Here is a 23,123-nt window from a genome sequence, read left to right on the forward strand (position 1 = left end):
GGTACGGCAGGATGGCCCGCATGACGAGCGTGCCTGACGATTCCCGGCCGGTGCGGCCGACCGCCGAGGACGAGGTCGCCGCGGCCGGCAGTGAGCTGCTCGGTGGGCCGGCCGGCCGCCACGCGCTGCTCGGCGTCAGCTGGTGGACGCCGGTGCGGGTGATCGCCCTCGTCGCCATCGGGATGTTCGCGCTCGGCATGGTGCAGAAGGCGCCCTGCTACGACGGCGGCTGGTTCCACGGGGCGACCACCCAGTACACCCGCGCCTGCTACTCGGACATCCCGCACCTGTACGGCAGCAGGGGCTTCGCCGACGACGTCGTGCCGTACTTCGACCGCATCCCGGACGACATCTCGGGCGGCATGGAGTACCTGGAGTACCCGGTGCTCACCGGGCTCTTCATGCAGCTCGCCGCCTGGATCACCCCCGGCGGCGGCTCGGAGGAGGACCAGGCGCAGCTCTACTGGCTGGTCAACGCGGGCATGCTGATGGCCTGCGCGGCGGCGATCGCGGTCTGCGTGGCCCGCACCCACCGCCGCCGCCCCTGGGACGCGCTGCTGGTCGCCCTGGCCCCGGCGTTCGCGCTCACCGCGACCATCAACTGGGACCTGTTCGCGGTCGCGCTCACCGCCGGCGGGATACTGCTGTGGTCGCGCGGGCGGACGCTCGGCGCCGGCGTGCTGCTCGGCCTGGCGACCGCCGCCAAGCTCTACCCGCTGCTGCTGCTCGGACCGCTGCTGCTGCTGTGTCTGCGCGCCGGGCGGCTGCGGGCCTGGCTGACGACGCTGTGCGGGGCGGTGGGGGCCTGGCTGGTGGTGAACGTCCCGGTGATGCTCTCCACCCGGGGCGGTCTGCACATCCGCGAGGGCTGGAAGCAGTTCTACGCCTTCAGCGAGGAACGGCCGGTCGACCTCGGCTCGTTCTGGATGATCATCTCCCAGCGCACCGACGACCCGCTCACCGACGCCAACACCTACGCCATCGCGCTGATGGCGCTCGCCTGCACCGGGATAGCGGCACTCGCGCTGTGCGCGCCGCGCCGCCCGCGCTTCGCGCAACTGGCCTTCCTGGTGGTCGCCGCGTTCGCCGTCACCAACAAGGTCTACTCACCGCAGTACGTGCTGTGGCTGATCCCGCTCGCCGCGCTGGCCCGGCCCAAGTGGCGGGACTTCCTCGTCTGGCAGGCGACCCAGGTGATGTACTTCGTCGGCGTCTGGATGTACCTGGCCTACACCGGCAGCGGCGACACCCACCGGGGGCTGCCCCCGGAGGGGTACCAGCTGGCCATCGTCATCCACCTGCTGGGCACGCTGTACCTGTGCGCGGTGGTGATGCGGGACGTGCTGGTGCCGGAGCGGGACGTGGTGCGCCGGGGCGGCGCCGACGACCCCTCGGGCGGGGTGCTGGACGGGGCGCCGGACGTCTTCGTGCTCGGCGAGGCGCACGATCGGCTGCTCGACGGCCGGGACCAGGAGGTGGCCGCGCCCGCGCGGCCCGCCGGGCCGCTCCCCGGCCGGTACGGCACCGGTCCGCAGGGCGGGGCCGTGGCTCCGGCCGGGGGCCCGGACGGCGGTGCCTCCGGCAGCCCGGCGGGAGGCCGCGACGGGGGCGCGCGGTAGCGCGGTCACGCCCCGCCACGGCGGGACGGGCAGGGCCCGGGCCGGCTTCGTGGAAGCGCGGCGCCGGGCCCCGGGGGTGCGGTCGGCCTCAGCGGTCGAGGATGCGGTCGAACTGGGTGGTGGTGTGCCGCAGGAAGGCGACCAGCTCGTCCCCCACCTGCGGCGGAGCCACGTCGCCGGGCACGAAGAGCAGCGACACCTGCATGTGCGGGGGCTCGGCGAACCAGCGCTGCTTGCCGGCCCACACGAACGGCGACAGGTTGCGGTTGACGGTCGCCAGACCGGCCCGGGCCACACCCTTGGCCCGCGGCATGACGCCGTGCATGGCCTTCGGCGCCTCCAGCCCCACGCCGTGCGAGGTGCCGCCCGCCACGACCACCAGGCAGCCGTCCGAGGCGACCTTCTGCTGCCGGTAGCCGAAGCGGTCACCCTTGGCGACCGGGGTGACGTCCAGGACCGCTCCGCGGTACTCGGTGGCGTCGTGGTCGCCGAGCCACAGCCGGGTGCCGATACGGGCCCGGAAACGGGTCTGCGGGAACTGCTGGCGCAGCCGGGCGAGTTCCTCGCCCTTGAGGTGGCTGACGTACATAGTGTGCAGCGGCAGCCGCGCGGCACGCAGCCGGTCCATCCAGGCGATGACCTCCTCGACCGCGTCCATGCCGTCGGTGCGGTCCAGCGGCAGGTGGATGGCGAAGCCCTCCAGCCGGACGTTCTCGATGGCGGTGTGCAGCTGCGGAAGCTCCTCCGGGGTGATGCCGTGCCGCTTCATGCTGCTCATGACCTCGATGACCACCCGGGCGCCGGCCAGGCCGTAGGCGCCGTCCACCGAGGAGACCGAGCGGATCACCCGGTCCGGCAGCGGCACCGGCTCCTCGCCGCGCCGGAACGGGGTGAGCACCAGCAGATCGCCGCTGAAGTAGTCCTTCATCCGGGCCGCTTCGTAGGTGGTGCCGACGGCGAGGATGTCGGAGCCGATGCGGGCGGCCTCCTCGGCCAGCCGCTCGTGGCCGAAACCGTAGCCGTTGCCCTTGCAGACCGGGACTATGCCCGGGAACTGCTGGATCACGGACTGCTGGTGGGCCCGCCAGCGGGCGGTGTCGACGTAGAGGGTGAGCGCCATGGCGGACCCGGAACCTTTCTCGTGGCTGCGGTGTGTCGAAGGTGCCGGCCGCTCCAGGAGCGGCCGCGGCGCGGCGGTGTGCGACCGCCGTCGCCGAAGGGACGGGAGGGGCGGGGTGCCCGGAGGTCAGCGCCGCGACATGTAGATGTCGAGCGCCTTGTGCAGCAGCTTGTTGAGCGGGAAGTCCCACTCGCCGAGGTACTCCGCGGCCTGGCCGCCGGTGCCCACCTTGAACTGGATCAGGCCGAAGAGGTGGTCCGACTCGTCCAGCGAGTCACTGATGCCCCGCAGGTCGTAGACGGTGGCGCCGAGGCCGTAGGCGTCCTGGAGCATCCGCCACTGCATGGCGTTGGAGGGGCGCACCTCGCGCTTGTGGTTGGCGGAGGCGCCGTAGGAGTACCAGACGTGCCCGCCGACGATCAGCATGGTGGCGGCGGCCACCGCCTCGCCCTCGTGGAGCGCGAAGTACAGCCGCATGCGGTTGGGGTCCTCGGAGTTGAGGACGTTCCACATGCGCTGGAAGTAGTTGAGCGGCCGCGGCCGGAACTTGTCGCGCTCGGCGGTGATCTCGTACAGCCGCTGCCACTCGGCGAGGTGCTCGTAGCCGCCCTGGACGACCTGGACGCCGGCCTTCTCGGCCTTCTTGATGTTGCGCCGCCAGAGCTGGTTGAAGCCCTTGTGGACGTCCTCCAGGGAGCGGTTGGCGAGCGGGACCTGGAAGACGTAGCGGGGCTGCACGTCGCCGAACCCGGCGCCGCCGTCCTCGCCCTGCTGCCAGCCCATCCGGCGCAGCTGGTCGGCGACCTCGAAGGCGCGCGGCTCGATGTGGGTGGCCTCGACGTCCCGCAGCCGCTTCACATCGGGGCTCTGGATGCCCGACTTGATGGCGGCGGCGTCCCAGCGGCGGATGACCACCGGCGGGCCCATCTTCACCGAGAAGGCGCCCTGCTGCTTGAGGTGGGCGAGCATCGGCTGCAGCCAGTCGGAGAGGTTCGGCGCGTACCAGTTGATCACCGGCCCCTCGGGGAGGTACGCCAGATACCGCTTGATCTTGGGGAGCTGCCGGTAGAGGACCAGACCGACGCCGACAAGCTGTCCGGACTTGTCGAACCAGCCCAGGTTCTCCGCGCGCCACTCCGCCTTGACGTCAGCCCATGCCGGTACCTGCATGTGGCTGGCCGCGGGCAGGGTCTGGATGTACGCCAGATGCTGCTCTCGGCTGATCGTCCTCAGGGTCAGGCTCATGCGGGGCGCTCCTCGGCAGGTTTGTCCCCATGGTCGGGGCTCCGGCTCTCGCGCCGAAGCCTACTGCGACAAGGGAGCGCCCCGTCTGGGCGCACGTGCGGTGCGCCCGGGTGGCCGTCGTCCGGGCTATCCGAGCACACCGCCGAACAGGCCGCCGTGGGCCATGCCGAGGAAGAAACCGAAGGCGGCGGCGCCCATGCCGATGATCAGCAGGAACCGTTCGGCGGTGGTCACCGAGATCATCTGGCCCCAGGCGCCGGTGATGATCCCGATCAGGCCCGTCCACGAGCTGAGCAGATGCAGGCCGTGGAACTGGGCGGTGATGAAGGCGATCACGCCGAGTACCAACGTCGCGGCGGTCAGGCCGTCCTCGAGGGGATGGGGCTTCCCGTCGGTGTCGAGGAAGGCGAAAAGGCTGCGGCCGTGCTGGGTCCGTGCTGCATGTGCCATGTGGCACCTCCGAAGACCAAGGCGGCGAACTGTAACGCCGCTCACACCCGATGTGTACAGATTGCGGGGACCTGCGACCGGATTTCAACCGGAAGCACGAGGACGGGTAGGCTGTACGGTCTGCGCCGGTCTCTGCCCGGAAGCGACACACCGCCTGAGGCGATGCGTCGTGGAAGGCTGGTACCCACCGGTGCGGAACGCATCACGACCCTCCTGCCACGGAACGACCGTGGCCGCTTGAGTCCAAAGGAGGTGGGTTCTACATGCGTCACTACGAGGTGATGGTCATCCTCGACCCCGATCTGGAGGAGCGCGCTGTCTCCCCCCTGATCGAGAACTTCCTTTCCGTGGTCCGCGAGGGCAACGGCAAGGTCGAGAAGGTCGACACCTGGGGCCGTCGTCGTCTCTCGTACGAGATCAAGAAGAAGCCTGAGGGCATCTACTCGGTCATCGACCTGCAGGCCGAGCCTGCGGTCGTCAAGGAGCTCGACCGCCAGATGAACCTGAACGAGTCGGTCCTCCGGACCAAGGTCCTTCGTCCCGAGACCCACTGAGCGCCTGCGCGTTCAGCGGTAACCGGGCTGCATCGCAACGAGTAGCAAGCAGCAATCCCGCCGAGAGGTTCCCCCAATGGCAGGCGAGACCGTCATCACGGTCGTCGGCAATCTCGTCGACGACCCCGAGCTGCGCTTCACCCCCTCGGGTGCGGCGGTCGCGAAGTTCCGTGTCGCGTCCACCCCCCGCACCTTCGACCGTCAGACCAACGAGTGGAAGGACGGCGAGAGCCTGTTCCTGACCTGCTCGGTGTGGCGGCAGGCGGCTGAGAACGTCGCGGAGTCGCTCCAGCGCGGCATGCGCGTCATCGTTCAGGGCCGGCTGAAGCAGCGGTCCTACGAGGACCGCGAGGGCGTCAAGCGCACGGTCTACGAGCTCGACGTCGAAGAGGTCGGCGCCAGCCTGCGGAACGCCACGGCCAAGGTCACCAAGACCAGTGGTCGCGGCGGCCAGGGCGGTTACGGCGGCGGTGGCGGCGGCGGCCAGGGTGGCGGCGGCTGGGGCGGTGGCTCCGGCGGCGGCCAGCAGGGCGGCGGCGCGCCCGCCGACGACCCGTGGGCCACCGGCGGACCGTCCGGCGGCCAGCAGGGCGGCGGCGGTGGTGGCTGGGGCGGCGGCTCCGGCAACTCCGGCGGCGGCTACTCGGACGAGCCGCCCTTCTAGGTCCTCCGGGGCTCCCGGCCGCGCCGTTTCACGTGAAACACCGTGGAACGGCCGGGCGGGCCACCGGTCGACCGTGAGGGCGACAGCACAAACTTCTTGATCACACTGGAGAGAGACAATGGCGAAGCCGCCTGCTCGCAAGCCTAAGAAGAAGGTTTGCGTGTTCTGCAAGGAGAAGATCTCCTACGTCGACTACAAGGACACGAACCTGCTGCGGAAGTTCATTTCCGACCGCGGCAAGATCCGTGCCCGCCGGGTCACCGGCAACTGCACCCAGCACCAGCGTGACGTCGCCACGGCCGTGAAGAACAGCCGTGAGATGGCGCTGCTGCCCTACACCTCCACCGCGCGCTAAGGGAAGGGTGACCGACACATGAAGATCATCCTCACCCACGAGGTCTCCGGCCTCGGTGCCGCCGGCGACGTCGTGGACGTCAAGGACGGCTACGCTCGCAACTACCTGGTCCCGCGCGGTTTCGCGATCCGCTGGACCAAGGGTGGCGAGAAGGACGTCGAGCAGATCCGCCGCGCCCGCAAGATCCGTGAGATCGCCACGATCGAGCAGGCCAACGAGATCAAGGGCCAGCTCGAGGGCGTCAAGGTCAGCCTGAGCACCCGCGCCGGCGAGGCCGGCCGCCTGTTCGGCTCCATCACCCAGGCCGACATCGCTTCCGCGATCAAGGCTGCCGGTGGCCCGGACGTCGACAAGCGTCGCATCGAGGTCAGCGCGCCGATCAAGACCCTGGGCTCGCACCAGGTGTCCGTGCGCCTGCACCCCGAGGTTGCCGCCAAGCTCGGCATCGAGGTCGTCGCGGCCTGACGCCGCACTTCGGCCACGCGTGACGAGGGGCCGTATCCCCACCGGACCGGTGAGGATACGGCCCCTCGGCCGTGCCGCGGACGGCCGGATCGGGCGGCGGAAGGGCCGGACCCGGCCGCCGTCCCCGTCCGCCCGGCCGGTTCAGGAGCGCACGGCCCCGGTGACGATCCACCGACCGGACCGGGTGCGGAGCCACAGGGTGACCATCCGGACGGCCATCATCAGCGCCATCGCCCACCACAGGGCGGTCAGCCCGCCGCCGAGGGCGGGGACGAGGAGCGCCACCGGCGCGAAGACCGCGAGGGTGGCGATCATGGCCCAGGCCAGGTACGGCCCGTCGCCGGCGCCCATGAGGACGCCGTCGAGGACGAAGACGACGCCGGAGACCGGCTGGGTGACGGCGACCACCAGGAGGGCGGGCAGCAGCGCGTCGTGCACCGACGGGTCCGTGGTGAACAGCGGGATGAACAGCGGGCGGGCGAGGACCACCAGCAGCCCCAGCACCACCCCGGAGGCGATTCCCCACTGGAGCATCCGGCGGCAGACCGCCCGTGCTCCGGCCTCGTCGCCGGCTCCCAGGTAGCGGCCGATGATGGCCTGGCCGGCGATGGCGATCGCGTCCAGGGCGAACGCGAGCAGGCTCCACAGGGTGAGGATGATCTGGTGCGCGGCGACGTCGGCGTCACCGAGGCGGGCCGCGACGCCGGTCGCCACCAGCAGGATGGCCCGCAGCGAGAGGGTGCGTACCAGCAGCGGCGCCCCGGCCTGGGCACAGGCCCGTATCCCGGCCGGATCGGGGCGCAGGGCCGCCCCGTACCGGCGGGCGCCGCGGACCACGACGACGAGGTAGGCGGCGGCCATCGCCCACTGGGCGATCACGGTGCCCCAGGCGGAGCCGGCGATGCCGAACCCGGCGCCGTACACCAGCGCCACGTTGAGCGCCGCGTTGGCGGTGAAGCCGGCGATCGCCACGTACAGCGGGGTGCGGGTGTCCTGGAGGCCGCGCAGCACGCCGGTGGCGGCCAGCACCACCAGCATGGCGGGGATGCCCAGGGAACTGATCCGCAGGTAGCTGACGGCGTGCGGGGCGGCGTTGCCGGAGGCGCCGAAGAGGTCGACCAGCGCGGGTGCGGTGGGGATGGTCACGGCTATCAGCGCGGCGCCGAGCAGGAGGGCGAGCCATATGCCGTCCATGCCCTGCCGGACCGCACCGGGCAGATCGCCGGCGCCGACCCGGCGGGCCACGGCGGCGGTGGTGGCATAGGCGAGGAAGACGAAGACGTTGACGGCGGTGGTGAGCAGGGCGGCGGCGACACCCAGCCCGGCGAGTTGCGGGGTGCCGAGGTGGCCGACGACGGCGCTGTCGACCATGACGAACAGCGGCTCCGCGACGAGCGCCCCGAAGGCCGGGACGGCAAGGGCGATGATCTCGCGGTCATGGCTGCGGCGAGCGCTGCGGGGGGCTCGGCTCAGCTCCTTCGGGACGCTCTCGGGGGCCTGTGTCATCCCATCAATCTAATCTTCCACAGGTAAGAGACTCAAGTGCAATGCAGTCCTTACATCGCGTAGCGGGCAGTGATCTTCTCTGCGCCGTTTGTCGCGATCTCGCGCGGGGTGCGAAAGTTTTTCTTCCCCACAGCCATTGGATGAGGAAAGCCCAGGTCAGGGCGTTGCTGTCAGGGCGGGTGTGGGGTTGTCCACAGCGCTTTCCCCCGTGTCGTGCACAGCTTCGGCGACGTTCTCCACAGGAAGTGCTCCTTCGTCCACATGGCCTGTGGATAACCAGATTGGCGGACGGCCCTCGGAGCCCTACCGTGGTGCGGCGCCCGCCGCTGTGTCCGGGGCTCCGCCGGAGTCGCGACCGGGGCTCCGACCGGAGCTGTGACCGGAGCCGAGCGTCCCCAGTTGTCAGTGCCGTGCCGTAAGAAAAAGGGGCACCGCGAAGTCCGCGTCGCGGACGGGAGGAGGTGGCGGGTTGAGTATGCCCGAGCCCCTGGACGACCCCTGGGCGGATGCCGGCCCCAGCGACCGGCTGCCGTCTCCCCGGGTCCGCCGAGGCGAGGGCGGCCGGCCCCCCTTCGACGGTGGCGGACCGCGGAACGACCGGGGCTCCCGGGACGACGGCTCCGACGGCGGCCGGGACGGCGGCGGCTGGGACGGCCCGAGCTTCGAGCGGGTGCCGCCGCAGGACCTCGACGCGGAGCAGTCGGTGCTCGGCGGCATGCTGCTGTCCAAGGACGCGATCGCCGACGTCGTCGAGGTGCTCAAGGGCAACGACTTCTACCGGCCCGCGCACGAGACCGTCTACCAGGCCATCCTCGATCTCTACGCCAAGGGCGAGCCGGCCGACCCGATCACGGTCGCCGCTGAGCTCACCAGGCGCGGCGAGATCGCCCGGGTGGGCGGCGCCTCCTATCTGCACACGCTGGTCCAGTCCGTCCCCACCGCCGCGAACGCCGAGTACTACGCGGAGATCGTCCACGAGCGGGCGGTGCTGCGCCGCCTGGTCGAGGCCGGCACGCGGATCACCCAGATGGGATACGCGGCGGACGGTGACGTCGACGAGATCGTGAACAAGGCGCAGGCCGAGATCTACGCCGTCACCGAGCAGCGCACCAGCGAGGACTACCTGCCGCTCGGCGACATCATGGAGGGCGCGCTCGACGAGATCGAGGCGATCGGCTCCCGCAGCGGCCAGATGTCCGGCGTGCCCACCGGCTTCACGGACCTGGACTCGCTGACGAACGGGCTCCACCCCGGCCAGATGATCGTCATCGCCGCCCGTCCCGCCATGGGTAAGTCCACCCTCGCGCTGGACTTCGCCCGGGCCTGCTCGATCAAGAACAACCTGCCCAGCGTCATCTTCTCGCTGGAAATGGGACGCAACGAGATCGCCATGCGTCTGCTGTCCGCCGAGGCGCGGGTGGCGCTGCACCACATGCGCTCGGGCAGCATGACCGACGAGGACTGGACCCGGCTGGCCCGCCGGATGCCGGACGTCTCGGCCGCTCCGCTCTACATCGACGACTCGCCGAACCTGTCGATGATGGAGATCCGGGCCAAGTGCCGCCGCCTCAAGCAGCGCAACGACCTCCAACTGGTCGTCATCGACTACCTCCAGCTGATGCAGTCCGGCGGCGCGCGGCGCCCGGAGAGCCGCCAGCAGGAGGTCTCGGACATGTCGCGAAACCTGAAGCTGCTGGCGAAGGAGCTGGAGGTGCCGGTGATCGCGCTGTCCCAGCTGAACCGTGGCCCCGAGCAGCGCACCGACAAGAAGCCGATGGTCTCGGACCTCCGTGAGTCGGGCTCCATCGAGCAGGACGCCGACATGGTCATCCTGCTCCACCGGGAGGATGCCTACGAGAAGGAGTCGCCCCGCGCCGGCGAGGCCGACCTGATCGTCGCCAAGCACCGAAACGGCCCGACCGCCACCATCACGGTCGCCTTCCAGGGCCACTACTCGCGCTTCGTGGACATGGCCCAGACCTGAGCCCGGGGCGGCCCGGGGTCGCGAACCCCGGGCCCCGGGCCGCTCCGGTCCCGCATCCGGCCGCGGACCGCACCCTTCTCCGCACCGGACCGCCGGTCCCACCGGCTGCCTGTGCGTCGGCCCGTCGATCCCACCGGCCCACGCGTCGGGCTGTCGAACGCACCGCTCCGCGCGTCGGACCGTCGGTCGCCTCGGTCGCCGCACCGGGCCGGCCCGCGGCCCGGTGCGGGGGGGGTCACACCAGTTCGGGCTGCGGCTCCGGCTGCGGTACCGGAGCGGCTTTCCGCTCCCACCCCGCGGTGGTCCGTACATACGCGTAGATCACCGAGGCCATCGCCAGCAGGAGCAGCGGTCCGAACACCCAGGGATGCTCGGCCATCTCCATCGGCAGATAGCGATAGGACACCAGCAGCGCCGCGAAGACCGCCGCGCCATAGCCGACCAGCCGGATTCCCGACTGGTCCCAGCCGCGTACGTGCGCGCGCAGCGCTCCCTCGATGGTGAGCGTGAACACCACGCCGGCGATGAGGTCCACGCCGTAGTGGTAACCGAAGCCCAGCGTCGCGGCGAGCGTGGCGATCAGCCAGAACGTCCCCGCGTAGCGGAGAATTCGGGGGCCCTTGCGGGAATGAATGAAGATCGCGATGGCCCACGCGGTGTGCAGGCTGGGCATGCAGTTGCGCGGGGTGATCTCGTCGTAGGGCATCGGCTGCGGGTTGCCGAGGGCCGGCAGCGTGTCCGGCCACAGATCGGCCACCGCCCAGGGCTCACCGCCGGTACCGAAGGCGCCGGTGCCGTAGGCGAAGATCGGCCCGACCACCGGGAAGATCATGTAGATGCTCGGCCCGACGAGGCCGATGACCAGGAAGCTGCGCACTAGATGGTGGCGCGGGAAACGGCGCTCGGTCGCGACGTGGCGCAGCTGGTACATCGAGACGACGACGGCGGCCACCGCGAGCTGTATGTAGACCCAGTCCAGGACGTGGGTGCCGATCGGGTCGGTGGCCTCGACGAGCCGGCCCATCAGCCACGACGGGTCGCCCAGCGCGTGGTCGGCGGCCGCCAGGTACTGGTCGAGCACCGTCGGGCGGGTCTTGGCGGTGATGAGCAGCCAGGTGTCGCCGGTCTTGCGGCCGGCCACCAGCAGCAGACCGAGTCCGACGCCCTTCAGCAGCAGGGCGCGTTCCCGGCCGGTGCGGCGGGTGACGGCGAGCACCGCGCAGCCGAGCATCACCCACAGCGCGCCGTTGCCGAAGGGGTGGCCATCGGTCGGTCCGGCGTCGACCGCCCAGCGCACCAGGAAGAAGACGATGTCGATGGCGATCGCGGCGCCCGCCGCGATGAACCGCTGCCGCCAGGTGAGCACCACCATCATCAGCGCCATGCTGGCGTACAGCAGCGGCCCCGATTTGGGAGCGAGCACCACCTCTTGCGCCTGATTGGTCATCGGCCCCGGCAGGCCGTAGTGACGCGCGGCGATCTCCAGTGCGACGAGGAATCCGAGGGTCACCACACCTGCCGCGGCCCACAGTATCGTCCGTGGTTGACGCCATGCGGCGAGCGTAATTCTGCCGTTTATTCGCGAAAGCACCCGCGATGCTATGGATATCAATTCAATGGCCGATTGCTAGATGTGGGTTAAATGAGTCGCTCACCGTGCTGGATGGCGTGGTTTTCCGGTGAAGGACGGGCGTTTGAGGGCGATCGTCATGAGTTCGAACATGCTAACGGAGCAGTGTGGGCGGACTTCAGGGGCCACGAGGGTGCGAAGGCCCGCCGGTCCTCGGTCACATGACGGGTGCGAGGGGCCCCACCGGGGCGGCTCGGTGGACCCCGCATCCCCCTTCTTCCGTGGGCTCGGCGCCGACCGCGGACCGACCGGGCCGGTGCGGCCGTCGCGGTACGGGGCCTCAGCCCCGCAGGCCGGCGGCCTTGTGCGCGCGCTCGGCGAAGACCTCCTCGCGGCGATCCGTCATCTGCCGCAGCGCGTCCCTGCGGTCCCGCCGGGAGAGCCGGTCGAGATACGTCTGTCCGGCGAGATGGTCGGTCTCGTGCTGGAGGCACCGGGCGAAGTAGCCCGTCCCCTCGATCGTGAGGGGCTCGCCGTCCTTGTCGAACCCCCGCACGACGGCGCGATCGGTGCGTGGGACGGCCATGGCGGCGCCGGGCACCGACAGGCACCCCTCGAAGCCGTCGTCGAGCCGGCGCCGGGCCGGGGCGGGGAGTTCGAGGACCGGGTTGACGACGTGGCCCACGTGCCGGACGCCCTCGTCGTCCGGGCAGTCGTAGACGAACAGCCGCAGGCCGACCCCCACCTGGTTCGCGGCGAGGCCGGCACCGTCGGCCACGTGCATGGTCAGGAACATGTCGTCGATCAGCGCCGACAGTTCGGAGCTGCCGAACTCGGTCACCGTGCGGCACGGACGGCTCAGGACCTCCTCGCCCACCACCGTGATCCGGCGTACCGAGCCCCGTGCCGCCTCCGGCGCCGGTGCGGGATGGGAGTCGACGGGTTCGCCCTGCACCCGGACTCGCCGATCGGTGGGACGCGGTCGGTCGTGGTGAACGGACATCGCCGTCTTCCTCTCATCTCGGGCCGCACGCCGGGAGCGCGGCCGCCCGATGGCTCCCGGCACCGGACTTGCGAAGGTCTTTGCAAAGTAGCAGACTTTGCAAAGTGTCAGGAGAAGATCTCGCCATTCCGTCCGGCCGGCCCGCCGGGACCGGTGAGGGGCTGCGCGAACACGAGGTCCGCACCGCCCTGCTGGACCTGCTCGCCGAAGTCGGCACCGTCACGGCGTCCGAAGCCGCAGCCCGGCTCGGCTACAGCTCCGGTCTCTGCTCGTTCCATCTGCGCCAGCTCGCGCGCCACGGACACATCGAAGAGGCCCCGCACAGCGGCGGCCGGGTGCGCCCCTGGCGCCTCCGGCAGCAGACGGCCGCGGCCGGCCCGCCCGCCGAGGACTTCCACGACCTCGCCCGCGGCCTGGAGGACGAGAGCTGGCAGCGGTGGCTCGACCGGCGGGACCGGGTCCCGGCCGACCTGCGCCACGACGAAGCCTTCAGCGCGGTGGCCTACCTGACCCCCGAGGAGACGAGCCGGGTCGCGGCCGCGATCCGCCGGGCGCTCGCCCCCTACGAGGACCGCGAACAGCGGCCCCTGGCCCGGCCCGACGGTGCCCGGCCGGTCGCCCTCATCACCCGGCTGTTCCCGCTGCTCCCCCACCCCGCGGACGATGCCGGCCAGGCCGGGGAGACTGGGGAGGCCGGGGAGGGCGGCTCACCGCCCGCTTGAGGACAGCACGACGGCGGGACCGCTGCCGGCCCACCGGTGCGGGACGGCCACCGGCCCAGAGATGATCACGTCCATGACCGAGATCATCCTGATGTCCGACCCGAGGGTTGCCGCCGTGCCCGTCGAGGAGTGCGGCGAGCGACTGGTCGACCTACGGCGGGACGGCACCCTGCTGGTGGACCCGCGGAAGTCGGAAGGCTCCCACGGAGCCTTCGCCCACCTCCGGGAAGGGGTCCTCGACCGGCTCCGGCACGCGCAGACGCTGCTGCCCGCGGGGCTGCGGCTGCTGTTCGTCGAGGGCTACCGCCCGCCGTCCCTGCAGCGTCACTACTTCGAGGAGTACGCCGACCAGCTCCGCACCGAGCACCCGGAATGGGCCGCCGGCCGGATCCACTCGGCAGCCAGCCGCTATGTGTCCCCGCCGGAGATCGCGCCGCACAGCGCCGGGGCGGCGGTCGACCTGACGCTCGCCGACCGCGACGGCCGGGAACTCGACCTGGGCACCCGTATGAACGCCAGCCCCGAGGAGAGCGCCGGGGCCTGCTACACCCGGGCCGACGGCATCAGCGACGAGGCCCGCTCGCACCGCGACACCCTGGGCACCGCGCTCACCGCGGCCGGATTCGTCAACTACCCCACCGAGTGGTGGCACTGGTCCTACGGGGACCGCTACTGGGCCCTGGCCACCGGAGCGGCGGCCGCCGTGTACGGGCCCAGGGAGCTCGACCGGCCGGCTGCCTGAGGGGCCGGCGGGTTCTCCGGACGTCGCGGTGCCCCTCCCGTGGTGACGACCGTCGGAGGCGGGGCAGGTGGCACCTGGCCGAGCGGCATCGGCCAGGTGCCCGCCGGGGCGGCGCTCAGAAGGCGCCGACTCCGGTCAGTTCACTGGACAGCTCCCACAGCCGGGCGGCCGCCTCGGGGTCGGTGACCCATGGCTTGACCCCGCCGACGAGCATGTCGTCGGTGGTGGCCGGCTCGGCGATGTCGCAGTCCTGGCAGTAGCGGCCACCGTGGCCGTCGAGCAGGGGAGAGGTGGCCGCCCACACGGCGGTGGCCGCGCCCTGCTCGGGGGTCTTGAAGCCGGGGGCCGGCGAGCCGTCCGGGGTGACCCAGCCGAGGGCCGGCCACTCCTCGCGCGGCACGTGGCGTTGCAGCGGGGTGAGGATGCTGCCCGGGTGCACCGCGAAGGCGTGCACGCCGTCGCTCGCACCGAGCCGGTCCAGGTGCAGGGCGAAGAGCGCATTGGCGGTCTTGGACTGCGCGTAGGCGAGCCACCGGTCGTAGCCGGTGCGGAAGTGGAGGTCGTGCCAGCGGATGCCGGACAGGAAGTGCCCGGAGGACGCCACCGCGACCACCCGCGACCGGCCCGGGGTCAGAGCCGGGCGGAGGCGGTTGACGAGCGCGAAGTGGCCGAGGTGGTTGATGGCGAAGTGGGCCTCCCAGCCGGGGCCGAGGCGGGTCTCCGGACAGGCCATCACCCCGGCGTTGTTGATGACGATGTCCAGGCCGCGTCCGGTGTCCAGGAACGAGTCGCAGAAGGCCCGGACGCTCTCGAGGTCCGCCAGGTCGAGGGTGTGCACCTCGGTGCCGGGGATGCCGCGTAGCGCCTCCTTGGCGGGGCCGGTACGGCGGGCGGGGACGACGACCCGCGCTCCGGCCCGCGCCAGGGCGCGCGTGGTCTCCAGGCCCAGCCCCGAGTAGCCGCCGGTGACCAGGGCGGTGCTGCCCGACAGATCGATGCCGGTGAGGACGTCGGTGGCAGTGCTGTGGCTCCCGTGACCGGAGCCGATCTTCCGCTGCTTGGTGATCATTGCGGTGACGCTAGGACCTGGAGTGCACGCTAGATCAAGCCCGCGCGGCTCCGGCCGTGCCGCGGAACCGGTACGCCGGACTCAGGCCGGGGCAGCCGCCCGGCCGACGAGGGAGCGCAGCGCCGTGCCGAGGAGCGAGACGCCGTCCCGGATGGTGCCGGCGTCGTTCGCGGCGTAGCCCAGTACCAGCCCCGGCCGGTATCCGCCGAGCGTGTGCCAGGACAGCGGCTGCACCTTGACGCCGTGGGCGAGGGCCGCGGCGGCAAGCTCGGTGTCGTCGAGGTCCGCGTCGAAGGTGACCATCAGATGCAGTCCGGCGGCGGCCCCGTGCACCACCGCCCCCGGCAGCTGGGCCGCCATCGCCTGGATCATCGCGTCCCGGCGGCGGTGGTGACGCCGGCGCAGCAGACGCAGCTGGCGCTCCAGCTCACCGGATTCCATCAGCCGGGCCAGCACCAGTTGCGGCAGTACCGCGCTGCCCAGGTCGGCGAACCGCTTGGCGGCGGTGAGGGCTTCGTGGTGTCCGGGCGGCGCGAGGACCCAGCCGATGCGCAGCGCCGGAGCCAGCAGCTTGGAGACGCTGCCGGCGTACACCACGTGCTGCGGGAGCATCGATCGCAGCGCGGGGACCGGTGGCCGGTCGTAGCGGTGCTCGGCGTCGTAGTCGTCCTCGATGACCAGACCACCGGTCTCCTCGGCCCAGCGCATCAGCTCCCGGCGCCGTGACCCGCTGAGCACCACACCGGTGGGGAACTGGTGGGCCGGGGTGACCAGTACGGCGGGCGCGCCGGTGGCGCGCAGCGCGTCGACCCGGATGCCTTCGGTGTCCACCGGCACCGGAAGGATGCCGAGCCTCCGGCCGGACAGGTGCTGGCGGGCCCCCAGCGATCCGGGGTCCTCGACCGCGACCCGGGTGATCCCGGCCTCGCGCAGCACCTCGCCGAGGAGCGTGAGGGTCTGGGCGGTGCCGGTGACGATGAGGATCTCCGCCGGGTCGGCGTGGACCCCGCGGTTGCGGGCGAGCCAGCCGGCGACGGCCTCGCGCAGCGCCGGCGCCCCGCGGGGATCGCCGTAGCCGAGGTGGGACGAGGCGAGACCGGAGAGCACCGAGCGCTCGGCGCGCAGCCAGGCGCCGCGGGGGAACGCCCCGAGGTCCGGCATACCGGGGGTGAGGTCGATCCGGGCGGGCGCCGTGCGCAGCCGGTCGTAGACGTCCGGGCCCGGTACGGCGGGGAAGACCTCGGCGGACGGGCCTCGCGGGCCGGGTACCCCGCGGTGCGGCGCCGCCGTACCGGCGGCCGGTGCCCGGGGAGCCAGCGGGCGCCCGGACGGCGCCGGGACGGCGACGACGATCGTTCCCTTCCGGCCCCGGCCGACGGTGTGCCCGTCCTCCGCGAGACGCTGGTACGCCTCGGTGATCACGCCCCGGGAGACCCGCAGCTCGGCGGCGAGCACCCGGGTGGCGGGCAGTCTGCTGCCCACCGGCAGACGACCGTCCGCCAGGGCCAGCCGTAGCTGCCGGGTCAGCCAGTCGGCCCGGCCGCCGGTCGGGGCTTCGCCGATGTCCAGTTGCAGGAAGTCGGAACCGGGCCCTGGCGGAGAGCCGTTGGACCGGTCCGTGGCGTCGTCATTGGACCTGTGCACTCGGCCATCGTGGCAACAGGGTGGGGCCATGAACACAGCGACATCGATCGAGTACGTCCACGGCTACTCGGAGCGGGAGTCCCATCGGCTGGGGGACCAGGCGGACACCCTGGCGGAGCTGCTCCACGAGGGGACGGCGTACCCGGCGGGGAGCCGGGTGCTGGAGGCGGGCTGCGGGGTGGGGGCGCAGACCGTGCATCTGGCGGCATCCAGCCCGGGAGCGACGATCATCGCGGTCGACCACTCGGCCGCCTCCCTGGCGCAGGCCCGGGACCGGGTCACGGCGCACGCACCCGGCTCGGAGGTCGAGTGGCGCCACGCGGACCTGCTCGACCTGCCGTTCCCCGACGCCGCGGTCGATCACGCCTTCGTCTGCTTCGTGCTGGAGCATCTGGCGGACCCGGCACGCGCCCTCGCGGAGCTGCGCCGGGTGCTGCGCCCCGGCGGCACCCTGACCGTCATCGAGGGGGACCACGGGTCGGCCCTCTTCCACCCCGACGGCGCCGCGGCTCGTGCGGTGATTGACTGTCAGGTCCGGTTGCAGGCCGCGTCGGGAGGCGATGCGCTGCTCGGTCGCCGGCTGCAACCGCTGCTCTCCGCCGCCGGATACACGGAGGTGCGGGTCCGCCCCCGGACGGTCTACGCCGACCGGGCCCGTCCGGCGCTCGTCGAGGGCTTCACCCGGCACACCTTCATCGCCATGGTGGAATCGGTCCGGGCCGACGCGCTGGCCGCCGGGCTGATCACCGGGTCCGCGTGGGATCGGGGGATCGCCGAGCTGCGGCGCGCCGCGGACCCGGACGGCACCTTCCACTACACGTTCTTCAAGGCGGTGGCGGTGAACCCGTGAGCGCTCGGGGGGTGCGGACCGGTGCGCCGCCGGGGCGGCGGCAACGGCCGGCTTGCCGGGCGTCCGGTGTTTCACGTGAAACACCGGACCGGTCCGGGCGCCTTCCGTGTGGTGTTTCACGTGAAACACCGCGTCGCTGCCCGCTGCCCGCTGCCCGCTGCCCGATGCCCGCTGCCCGCCGCCGCGCCCGGAGGCCGCGGCGCCGGTCCGGGATCAGCGCGCGATCATGATCACCGACGCGGTGACGCCGACGGTGATGATGACGCCGCGCAGCACGGTGGGCGACAGGCGCCGGCCCACCCGCGCCCCCAGCAGACCGCCCAGGATCGCCCCGACCCCGATCACCGCGGCCGCCGCCCAGTCCACGTCCGCGACCGCGATGAAGACCACCGCCGCCGCTCCGTTGACGATGGCGGCGAGGACGTTCTTCGCGGCGTTGAGCCGTTGCAGGTCGTCCTGGAGGAAGCTGCCGAAGAGGCCCATGAGCAGCACACCCTGGGCGGCGCCGAAGTAGCCGCCGTAGACACCGGTCCCCAGTACGCCGAACCACATGGGCAGGCCACCGTCCCGGCTCCCCTCGCCCTGCCGCTCCTTCATCCAGCGGTTCAGTCTCGGCTGGAGCAGCAGCAGCACACAGGCCATGATGATCAGGACCGGCACCACCGCGTCGAACGTCTCCGCGGGCAGTTGCAGCAGCAGCAGAGCCCCGACGAGGCCGCCGATGAGTGACCCCACACCCCACCGGATCAGCCGCTTCGACTGGCCCCTGAGTTCGCGGCGGTAGCCGTACACGGCACTGAGTACGCCGGGTACCAGGCCGACGTTGTTCGACACATTGGCCACCACCGGCGGGTACCCGAAGGCGAGCAGGGTGGGAAAGGTGATGAGGGTGCCCGATCCGACCACCGCGTTGATCCCGCCGGCCGCGACTCCGGCGGCGCCGATGGCCACCAGCTCCAGTGCATCCACATCGACACCTTCCGACGACACGTTCCCGGGCGCGTGCCGTGGAGCCGACCGTGCCCAGCGTTCCGGGCCATGGCGGGCATCCGGGGGATCGCCGCCGGGGTCGGCACCCGTCCAGGCTCCTCAGCAGTCCGGACTGCCGTGAAGTGCCTGGACGGGTTGCCGCCTGGGCCCGGAACGATCGTCGTCCACGAGGAAAACCCAAGTCAATCCTCGGGTTTTCTTGCACATCCCCAAGCAATGGCTTGAGGTGGCGCGGTCGGGACCGGTCCGGTGCGGCCCGCCGGGTCACCCCATGACGTCGGCGAGCTCCTGCAGCAGGCGCCGCTTGGGCCGGGCACCGACCAGCGACTTCACCGGCTCGCCCCGCTGGAAGACCAGCATGGTGGGCGTCGCGAGCACCCCGTAGGCGGCCGGGGTCCGGGGGTTGTGGTCCACGTCCAGCTGGACCACCTTCAACCGGGCCGCTTCCTCCTCGGCCATCTCGGACAGCACCGGCGCGAGCTGCCGGCACGGTCCGCACCAGGCCGCGGTGAACTTCACCAGGACCGGGCGATCGGCCTCCAGTACCTCCTGGGCGAACGTGGCGTCGGTGATCGCGGCGGGCCCGGCAGGCCGCTTCCCCGGCGTGGCCGGTACCGGCCGTATCGCCATTCCCGTGTGCTCCATCCCTCGTCCCCTCTTCGCGGTTGTCGGTCAGGACGTCAGTGCGTCAGCTCGCAGCGCGGTTCCGGTCCACCGGCGGCCGGGGACGCGGCCTCCAGTGCCGCGCGGGCCCGTACCGCCTGCTCCAGTTGCGCGCCGACCTGCTCCCGGATACGGCGGAGCCGGTCCATGCAGTCGTCGAGTTCGGCCAGCTTGCGCCGGTAGACGTCGAGCGAGGCGGGGCAGGAGTCGCCCGCCGGGTGCCCGGCGCGCAGGCACTCCACGAACGGGCGGGTCTCTTCCAGTTCGAACCCGAAGCCCTGGAGCATCCGGATCTCCCGGACCAGCCGCAGGTCCTCCTCGTCGTAGGTGCGGTAGCCGTTCCCGGCGCGGCGCGCCGGAAGCAGTTCCAGGGACTCGTAGTAGCGCAGGGTGCGTGTGGTGGTGCCCGCGCGCTCGGCCAGCTCTCCGATCCGCATGTCCTCGACGGTAGGCGTTGACGTGGACGTCAAGGCCAGCCTCCGAGGCGACCGGCCGGGAAGCCATCCGGACGGCCGCGCCGGGGCGGCCGGCGGGGGAAACTGTGCGGGCGGCGGTCCAGGGGGCGGCCGGGAAGCCGTGCGGACGGCGGCGCCGGGGGTGGTCCACCGGGTGCGGCCGGCACGGTCCGCGCCGCCCGGGCTCCTCGTAGGGTTCGCCCATGACGATTGATCACGAGTTCGCCGAGCTGCTGCCCGAGACCCGGCGCGCGCTGCTGCACCGCATCGCCGTGGCCCAGTCCGAGGGCCGTGCCCCGTCGCTGGTGGCCGCGGTGGTCAGGGACGGCCGTCCCGTGTGGACCGGGGCGCGGAGTTGTGTGGACGGGCATGCACCGGACCAGCACACCCAGTACCGCATCGGCTCGCTCACCAAGCTGTTCGTGGCGGTGCTGGTGCTGCGGCTGCGCGACGAGGGCCTGCTGGACCTCGCCGATCCGCTGGGCCGCCGGCTGGACGCGCCGCGGGAGGCCGCGGACGTCACCATCGCCCAACTGCTGACCCACACCTCGGGGCTGGCCGCCGAATCCCGGGGGCCCTGGTGGGAGCGGACCTCCGGGGAGCTTCGCCCCGAGCGCGCCGACCTGCTCGGCGACCGGCCGGTGATCCACCCGGCCGGGCGTCGTTTCCACTACTCCAACACCGGTTTCGCGCTGCTGGGCGCGGTGGTCGAGGAGTTGCGGGGGGCGCCGTGGGACGAGGTCCTGCGCCGTGAGGTGCTGGAGCCGCTGGGGATGGACCGTACGACGTCGCAGCCGCAGGCCCCGCATGCCGGTGGCTGGGCGGTGCACCCCTTCGCGGACGTGCTGCTGCCCGAGCCCGCCACCGAGACGGGGCTGATGGCTCCGGCCGGTCAGCTCTGGTCGACCACCGAGGACCTGGCGCGCTGGGCGGCGTTCCTCCTGGACGGGGACGAGCGGGTGCTCTCCGCCGGGACCCTCGCCGAGATGCGCACCGCCACCGCGGTGCCCGACCGGGACCGGGACCGGGACTGGGGACTGGGCATCCAGCTGACCCGGGACAACGGGCGGCAGCTGTTCGGCCACGGCGGTTCGATGCCCGGGTTCCTCGCGCAGCTGTGGATCAGCCCGGAGGACCGGCTGGCCGCCGTCGTGCTGTCCAACGCCACGTCGGGGCCCGCGGTCGGCGCCACCGCCGCCGACCTGATCCGGATCGTCGCGGAGCGCGAGCCCCGGATCCCGGAGCCGTGGCGACCGCTCCCCGAGGCCGAGGCCGACGCGGACCTGCTCGCGCTGACCGGCCTGTGGTTCTGGGGGAGCGCGCCGTTCGTGCTGCGGCTGCGCGCCGAGCGGGGGCTGGAGCTGGCGATGGCGGACGGCCCGTCGGCGCGCGCCGCGCGGTTCCGCGCGGAGGAGGACGGCACCTGGACCGGGCTGGAGGGCTACTACGACGGGGAGACGCTGCGGGTGGTGCCCGGCGCGGGTGGCTTCGGTGCCGCGGACACCCATCTGGACGTGGGCACCTTCGTGTTCACCCGGCAGCCGTACGGGCCCGGCGGGGCGGTGCCGGGGGGTGTCGACCCGGAGGGGTGGCGCGGGCTGTAACCGCACCGGCGAAGACCCGGGGGCCGGTCCGGCCGGCTCTCCGGGTTCTCCGGACGACCGCAGCAGAAGAAACGGACTTTCTGAATCCGTTTCCTCCGGGGCTTCTTTCCTCTAGAATTGATACACCCCACCCGCTTGGACGATGTGGAGCGCGTGCCCCGGTTAGGCACCGCTCCACCGAGGAGGCCCGTAGGTGACGGCCGAGGACGAGACGCTGCGCTCCGATGCCAGACGGAACCGGGCCCGCGTGCTGGAAGCGGCCCGATCGGCGTTCTCCGAACGGGGTCTGACGGTCCCTCTGGGCGAGATCGCCCGGCGTGCCGGGGTGGGAGCGGGCACCGTGTACCGCCATTTCCCCTCCAAGGAAACGCTGTTCCAGGCAGTGGTGGAGGAGTCGGTGGAACGATTCACCGGCGAGGCACGGCAGTTGGCCGGAGCGGAGGACCCGGCCGAGGCCTTCTTCGTGTTCCTCACCGGAGTTGTCCACCGGGCGGGTGCGGACAAGGCGCTGCGGGAGGCGCTGGGCGCGCTCACCGAGGCGCCGTACCGGCGGCGCAGCGACGCGCTGGAGGAGTTCGGCAGGGCGGTCGGCGTGCTGCTGACGCGGGCTCAGGAAGCGGGTGCGGTACGGCAGGACGCCGACCTCGCCGATGTCCGGGCACTGCTGGTCGGAGCGCTGGCGATGGAGCGGCACCGGTCGTCGGCGGGCGGGCCCGGCCGGGCCATGGTGATCCTCTGCGACGGGCTGCGGCCACCCGGATCCGGTTCCTGGCCGGCGCTCCCGCCGCAGCGGTCCAACGTTACGAAACCGCGCCCACGGCGGGCCGGTAGTAACGGAACTGATGGCGAGGACCGTAACGAAACCCGAGCCTGGGTCTGCGAGGTCTGCGGTGGGCTGATGCGTCCGGCGCGGACCGGTCGCCCGGCCCGCTTCTGCGGCGCCGCCTGCCGGCAGAAGGCCCACCGCAGACGGGCCAGGCAGGACGGCGCCTCCTCGGCCTGAGCCCCGGCGAGCGCCTGTTCCGGACACCCGGGGCGGTGCGAGAGCGGCCGGCGGGCACCCTTCCGGGGAGCCGGTTCGCCGGTGAACCGCCCGGCGGATCCCCAGCGGGGGCCGGAAGGAACGAGCCGGGTGTTTCGTGACAGCGGGCGCGGCCCGTACCGCCGGTCCGCGCACGCGCCACAGCAGCCCCTCGGTGGCGTCCATCGGCGTTGCGCGGCAGCATGGTTGACGGACCATCAGGGCAGAGCGGAGCTGAGCGCGGACCGGGCGGGGCCCGGTCAGTCGAGCGGCAGCTTGAACCCCACATGCGAGGCTTCGAAGCCCAGCCGCTCGTAGAACCGGTGCGCGTCGGCCCGGGTGGCGTCGGAGGTCAGCTGCACCAGTCGGCAGCCCTCGCGGCGGGACGCGTCGATCGCCCACTCGATCAGCAGGGTGCCCAGGCCGCTGCCCCGGTGGTCGGCGTGGACGCGGACGCCCTCGATGACCGAGCGGGTGGCGCCGCGCCGCGACAGCCCCGGGATGACCGTCAGCTGCAGGGTGCCCACGGTGCGCCCGTCGTGGACGGCGACCACCAGGTGCTGGTTGGGGTCGCCGGCCAGCCGGTCGAAGGCGGCCTGGTACGGGGTGAGGTCGTCCGGCGATTCCCGGCGGGCCCCGAGGGGGTCGTCGGCGAGCATCGCCACGATCGCGGGAAGGTCGGTCGAGGTGGCCGGGCGTATCCGGAAGTCGCTCATGCCCGGAGCGTAGACCGGCCGGGGCGGCGGCCGAACGGACGGGCGGCCCTCCTGCCGGGCGCGGGGCGGTCGGGGCCCTTGGCGCGGGGTCCGGTGCCCAGGGCCCTTCGCC

The 23,123-nt window shown here is 72.3% G+C and carries 23 protein-coding genes; 11 read left to right on the forward strand and 12 right to left on the reverse strand.

Translation table 11 applies throughout. The annotated features are described in order from the left end of the window. Positions 1–20: 20 nt before the first annotated feature. Complete coding sequence (locus tag ACH4B3_RS14025) at positions 21–1,619, forward strand: glycosyltransferase family 87 protein (protein WP_398463061.1); 1,599 nt, start codon at positions 21–23, stop codon at positions 1,617–1,619. A gap of 88 nt (positions 1,620–1,707) precedes the next feature. Here the strand turns inward: ACH4B3_RS14025 and ACH4B3_RS14030 are convergent, their stop codons facing one another. The 3 genes from ACH4B3_RS14030 to ACH4B3_RS14040 all read right to left on the reverse strand — a co-directional run bounded on the left by ACH4B3_RS14030 (position 1,708) and on the right by ACH4B3_RS14040 (position 4,434). Next, positions 1,708–2,739, reverse strand: coding sequence for an alanine racemase (locus tag ACH4B3_RS14030; RefSeq protein WP_398463062.1), 1,032 nt, complete (start codon positions 2,737–2,739; stop codon positions 1,708–1,710). A 126-nt stretch (positions 2,740–2,865) separates the two neighbouring features. Further along, positions 2,866–3,984: a lipid II:glycine glycyltransferase FemX gene (locus ACH4B3_RS14035; RefSeq protein ID WP_398463063.1), complete on the reverse strand. Its 1,119-nt coding sequence runs from the start codon at positions 3,982–3,984 to the stop codon at positions 2,866–2,868. A 126-nt stretch (positions 3,985–4,110) separates the two neighbouring features. Beyond that, complete coding sequence (locus ACH4B3_RS14040) at positions 4,111–4,434, reverse strand: hypothetical protein (protein ID WP_398463064.1); 324 nt, start codon at positions 4,432–4,434, stop codon at positions 4,111–4,113. A gap of 263 nt (positions 4,435–4,697) precedes the next feature. On the opposite strand from ACH4B3_RS14040, the gene rpsF reads away from it, so the two are divergent. The 4 genes from rpsF to rplI all read left to right on the forward strand — a co-directional run bounded on the left by rpsF (position 4,698) and on the right by rplI (position 6,472). Then, positions 4,698–4,988, forward strand: a complete 291-nt coding sequence (gene rpsF, locus ACH4B3_RS14045; RefSeq protein ID WP_006604399.1) for a 30S ribosomal protein S6 — start codon at positions 4,698–4,700, stop codon at positions 4,986–4,988. A gap of 76 nt (positions 4,989–5,064) precedes the next feature. Next, on the forward strand, positions 5,065–5,652 hold the full coding sequence (locus ACH4B3_RS14050; protein WP_398463065.1) for a single-stranded DNA-binding protein: 588 nt from the start codon (positions 5,065–5,067) through the stop codon (positions 5,650–5,652). Positions 5,653–5,770: 118 nt separating this feature from the next. Next, a complete protein-coding gene (gene rpsR, locus ACH4B3_RS14055; RefSeq protein WP_003978893.1) occupies positions 5,771–6,007 on the forward strand; it encodes a 30S ribosomal protein S18 in 237 nt (78 codons plus the stop codon). A gap of 18 nt (positions 6,008–6,025) precedes the next feature. Beyond that, positions 6,026–6,472 carry a 50S ribosomal protein L9 gene (rplI, locus tag ACH4B3_RS14060; protein WP_398463066.1) on the forward strand — a complete coding sequence of 149 codons (447 nt, stop codon included), beginning with the start codon at positions 6,026–6,028 and terminating at the stop codon, positions 6,470–6,472. Positions 6,473–6,613: 141 nt separating this feature from the next. Here the strand turns inward: rplI and ACH4B3_RS14065 are convergent, their stop codons facing one another. After that, the gene (locus ACH4B3_RS14065; protein WP_398463067.1) at positions 6,614–7,978 is read right to left on the reverse strand and encodes an MATE family efflux transporter; all 1,365 of its coding nucleotides are present in this window, start codon (positions 7,976–7,978) and stop codon (positions 6,614–6,616) included. 469 nt (positions 7,979–8,447) lie between these two features. Between ACH4B3_RS14065 and dnaB the strand changes: the two genes are divergently transcribed. Next, the gene (gene dnaB, locus ACH4B3_RS14070) at positions 8,448–9,962 is read left to right on the forward strand and encodes a replicative DNA helicase (RefSeq protein WP_398463068.1); all 1,515 of its coding nucleotides are present in this window, start codon (positions 8,448–8,450) and stop codon (positions 9,960–9,962) included. A 235-nt stretch (positions 9,963–10,197) separates the two neighbouring features. Here dnaB and ACH4B3_RS14075 read toward each other — a convergent pair whose 3' ends face one another. Continuing rightward, positions 10,198–11,574 carry a phosphatase PAP2 family protein gene (locus tag ACH4B3_RS14075; protein ID WP_398463069.1) on the reverse strand — a complete coding sequence of 459 codons (1,377 nt, stop codon included), beginning with the start codon at positions 11,572–11,574 and terminating at the stop codon, positions 10,198–10,200. 298 nt (positions 11,575–11,872) lie between these two features. After that, entirely contained in the window at positions 11,873–12,535 is a 663-nt protein-coding gene (gene def / locus ACH4B3_RS14080; protein WP_398463070.1) for a peptide deformylase, read from the reverse strand. Positions 12,536–12,639: 104 nt separating this feature from the next. On the opposite strand from def, the gene ACH4B3_RS14085 reads away from it, so the two are divergent. Both ACH4B3_RS14085 and ACH4B3_RS14090 read left to right on the forward strand, forming a co-directional pair. Next, entirely contained in the window at positions 12,640–13,257 is a 618-nt protein-coding gene (locus ACH4B3_RS14085) for a helix-turn-helix domain-containing protein (protein ID WP_398463071.1), read from the forward strand. A 73-nt stretch (positions 13,258–13,330) separates the two neighbouring features. Next, positions 13,331–13,999: a M15 family metallopeptidase gene (locus ACH4B3_RS14090; protein WP_398463072.1), complete on the forward strand. Its 669-nt coding sequence runs from the start codon at positions 13,331–13,333 to the stop codon at positions 13,997–13,999. A gap of 115 nt (positions 14,000–14,114) precedes the next feature. On the opposite strand, the gene ACH4B3_RS14095 is transcribed toward ACH4B3_RS14090, so the two are convergent. After that, positions 14,115–15,068: an SDR family NAD(P)-dependent oxidoreductase gene (locus ACH4B3_RS14095; protein ID WP_398463073.1), complete on the reverse strand. Its 954-nt coding sequence runs from the start codon at positions 15,066–15,068 to the stop codon at positions 14,115–14,117. Positions 15,069–15,149: 81 nt separating this feature from the next. After that, positions 15,150–16,742: a PLP-dependent aminotransferase family protein gene (locus ACH4B3_RS14100; RefSeq protein WP_398463074.1), complete on the reverse strand. Its 1,593-nt coding sequence runs from the start codon at positions 16,740–16,742 to the stop codon at positions 15,150–15,152. On the opposite strand from ACH4B3_RS14100, the gene ACH4B3_RS14105 reads away from it, so the two are divergent. After that, a complete protein-coding gene (locus tag ACH4B3_RS14105; RefSeq protein ID WP_398463075.1) occupies positions 16,741–17,562 on the forward strand; it encodes a methyltransferase domain-containing protein in 822 nt (273 codons plus the stop codon). The genes ACH4B3_RS14100 and ACH4B3_RS14105 overlap by 2 nt on opposite strands. Positions 17,563–17,775: 213 nt before the next feature. Here the strand turns inward: ACH4B3_RS14105 and ACH4B3_RS14110 are convergent, their stop codons facing one another. From ACH4B3_RS14110 to ACH4B3_RS14120, 3 genes are all read right to left on the reverse strand, one after another. Next, positions 17,776–18,531 (reverse strand): sulfite exporter TauE/SafE family protein, encoded by a 756-nt coding sequence (locus ACH4B3_RS14110; protein ID WP_398463076.1) that lies wholly within the window; start codon positions 18,529–18,531, stop codon positions 17,776–17,778. A 285-nt stretch (positions 18,532–18,816) separates the two neighbouring features. Beyond that, entirely contained in the window at positions 18,817–19,182 is a 366-nt protein-coding gene (gene trxA, locus ACH4B3_RS14115) for a thioredoxin (protein WP_398463171.1), read from the reverse strand. Positions 19,183–19,232: 50 nt separating this feature from the next. Next, a complete protein-coding gene (locus ACH4B3_RS14120) occupies positions 19,233–19,652 on the reverse strand; it encodes a MerR family transcriptional regulator (RefSeq protein ID WP_398463077.1) in 420 nt (139 codons plus the stop codon). 221 nt (positions 19,653–19,873) lie between these two features. Between ACH4B3_RS14120 and ACH4B3_RS14125 the strand changes: the two genes are divergently transcribed. Both ACH4B3_RS14125 and ACH4B3_RS14130 read left to right on the forward strand, forming a co-directional pair. Then, entirely contained in the window at positions 19,874–21,274 is a 1,401-nt protein-coding gene (locus tag ACH4B3_RS14125) for a serine hydrolase domain-containing protein (RefSeq protein WP_398463078.1), read from the forward strand. Positions 21,275–21,467: 193 nt separating this feature from the next. Further along, on the forward strand, positions 21,468–22,277 hold the full coding sequence (locus ACH4B3_RS14130; RefSeq protein ID WP_398463079.1) for a TetR/AcrR family transcriptional regulator: 810 nt from the start codon (positions 21,468–21,470) through the stop codon (positions 22,275–22,277). 278 nt (positions 22,278–22,555) lie between these two features. Here ACH4B3_RS14130 and ACH4B3_RS14135 read toward each other — a convergent pair whose 3' ends face one another. Next, the gene (locus ACH4B3_RS14135) at positions 22,556–23,011 is read right to left on the reverse strand and encodes a GNAT family N-acetyltransferase (protein ID WP_398463080.1); all 456 of its coding nucleotides are present in this window, start codon (positions 23,009–23,011) and stop codon (positions 22,556–22,558) included. Positions 23,012–23,123 lie beyond the last annotated feature (112 nt).

The organism is Streptomyces sp. NPDC018031 (genome assembly GCF_044327625.1).
Lineage (GTDB): Bacteria > Actinomycetota > Actinomycetes > Streptomycetales > Streptomycetaceae > Streptomyces.

Coding starts and splice junctions, on each gene's coding strand:
- ACH4B3_RS14025 (WP_398463061.1), top strand. CDS start 21: ATGACGAGCGTGCCTGACGATTCCCGGCCGGTGCGGCCGACCGCCGAG.
- ACH4B3_RS14030 (WP_398463062.1), bottom strand. CDS start 2,739: ATGGCGCTCACCCTCTACGTCGACACCGCCCGCTGGCGGGCCCACCAG.
- ACH4B3_RS14035 (WP_398463063.1), bottom strand. CDS start 3,984: ATGAGCCTGACCCTGAGGACGATCAGCCGAGAGCAGCATCTGGCGTAC.
- ACH4B3_RS14040 (WP_398463064.1), bottom strand. CDS start 4,434: ATGGCACATGCAGCACGGACCCAGCACGGCCGCAGCCTTTTCGCCTTC.
- rpsF (WP_006604399.1), top strand. CDS start 4,698: ATGCGTCACTACGAGGTGATGGTCATCCTCGACCCCGATCTGGAGGAG.
- ACH4B3_RS14050 (WP_398463065.1), top strand. CDS start 5,065: ATGGCAGGCGAGACCGTCATCACGGTCGTCGGCAATCTCGTCGACGAC.
- rpsR (WP_003978893.1), top strand. CDS start 5,771: ATGGCGAAGCCGCCTGCTCGCAAGCCTAAGAAGAAGGTTTGCGTGTTC.
- rplI (WP_398463066.1), top strand. CDS start 6,026: ATGAAGATCATCCTCACCCACGAGGTCTCCGGCCTCGGTGCCGCCGGC.
- ACH4B3_RS14065 (WP_398463067.1), bottom strand. CDS start 7,978: ATGACACAGGCCCCCGAGAGCGTCCCGAAGGAGCTGAGCCGAGCCCCC.
- def (WP_398463070.1), bottom strand. CDS start 12,535: ATGTCCGTTCACCACGACCGACCGCGTCCCACCGATCGGCGAGTCCGG.
- ACH4B3_RS14090 (WP_398463072.1), top strand. CDS start 13,331: ATGACCGAGATCATCCTGATGTCCGACCCGAGGGTTGCCGCCGTGCCC.
- ACH4B3_RS14095 (WP_398463073.1), bottom strand. CDS start 15,068: ATGATCACCAAGCAGCGGAAGATCGGCTCCGGTCACGGGAGCCACAGC.
- ACH4B3_RS14105 (WP_398463075.1), top strand. CDS start 16,741: ATGAACACAGCGACATCGATCGAGTACGTCCACGGCTACTCGGAGCGG.
- ACH4B3_RS14100 (WP_398463074.1), bottom strand. CDS start 16,742: ATGGCCCCACCCTGTTGCCACGATGGCCGAGTGCACAGGTCCAATGAC.
- trxA (WP_398463171.1), bottom strand. CDS start 19,182: ATGGCGATACGGCCGGTACCGGCCACGCCGGGGAAGCGGCCTGCCGGG.
- ACH4B3_RS14120 (WP_398463077.1), bottom strand. CDS start 19,652: ATGCGGATCGGAGAGCTGGCCGAGCGCGCGGGCACCACCACACGCACC.
- ACH4B3_RS14125 (WP_398463078.1), top strand. CDS start 19,874: ATGACGATTGATCACGAGTTCGCCGAGCTGCTGCCCGAGACCCGGCGC.
- ACH4B3_RS14135 (WP_398463080.1), bottom strand. CDS start 23,011: ATGAGCGACTTCCGGATACGCCCGGCCACCTCGACCGACCTTCCCGCG.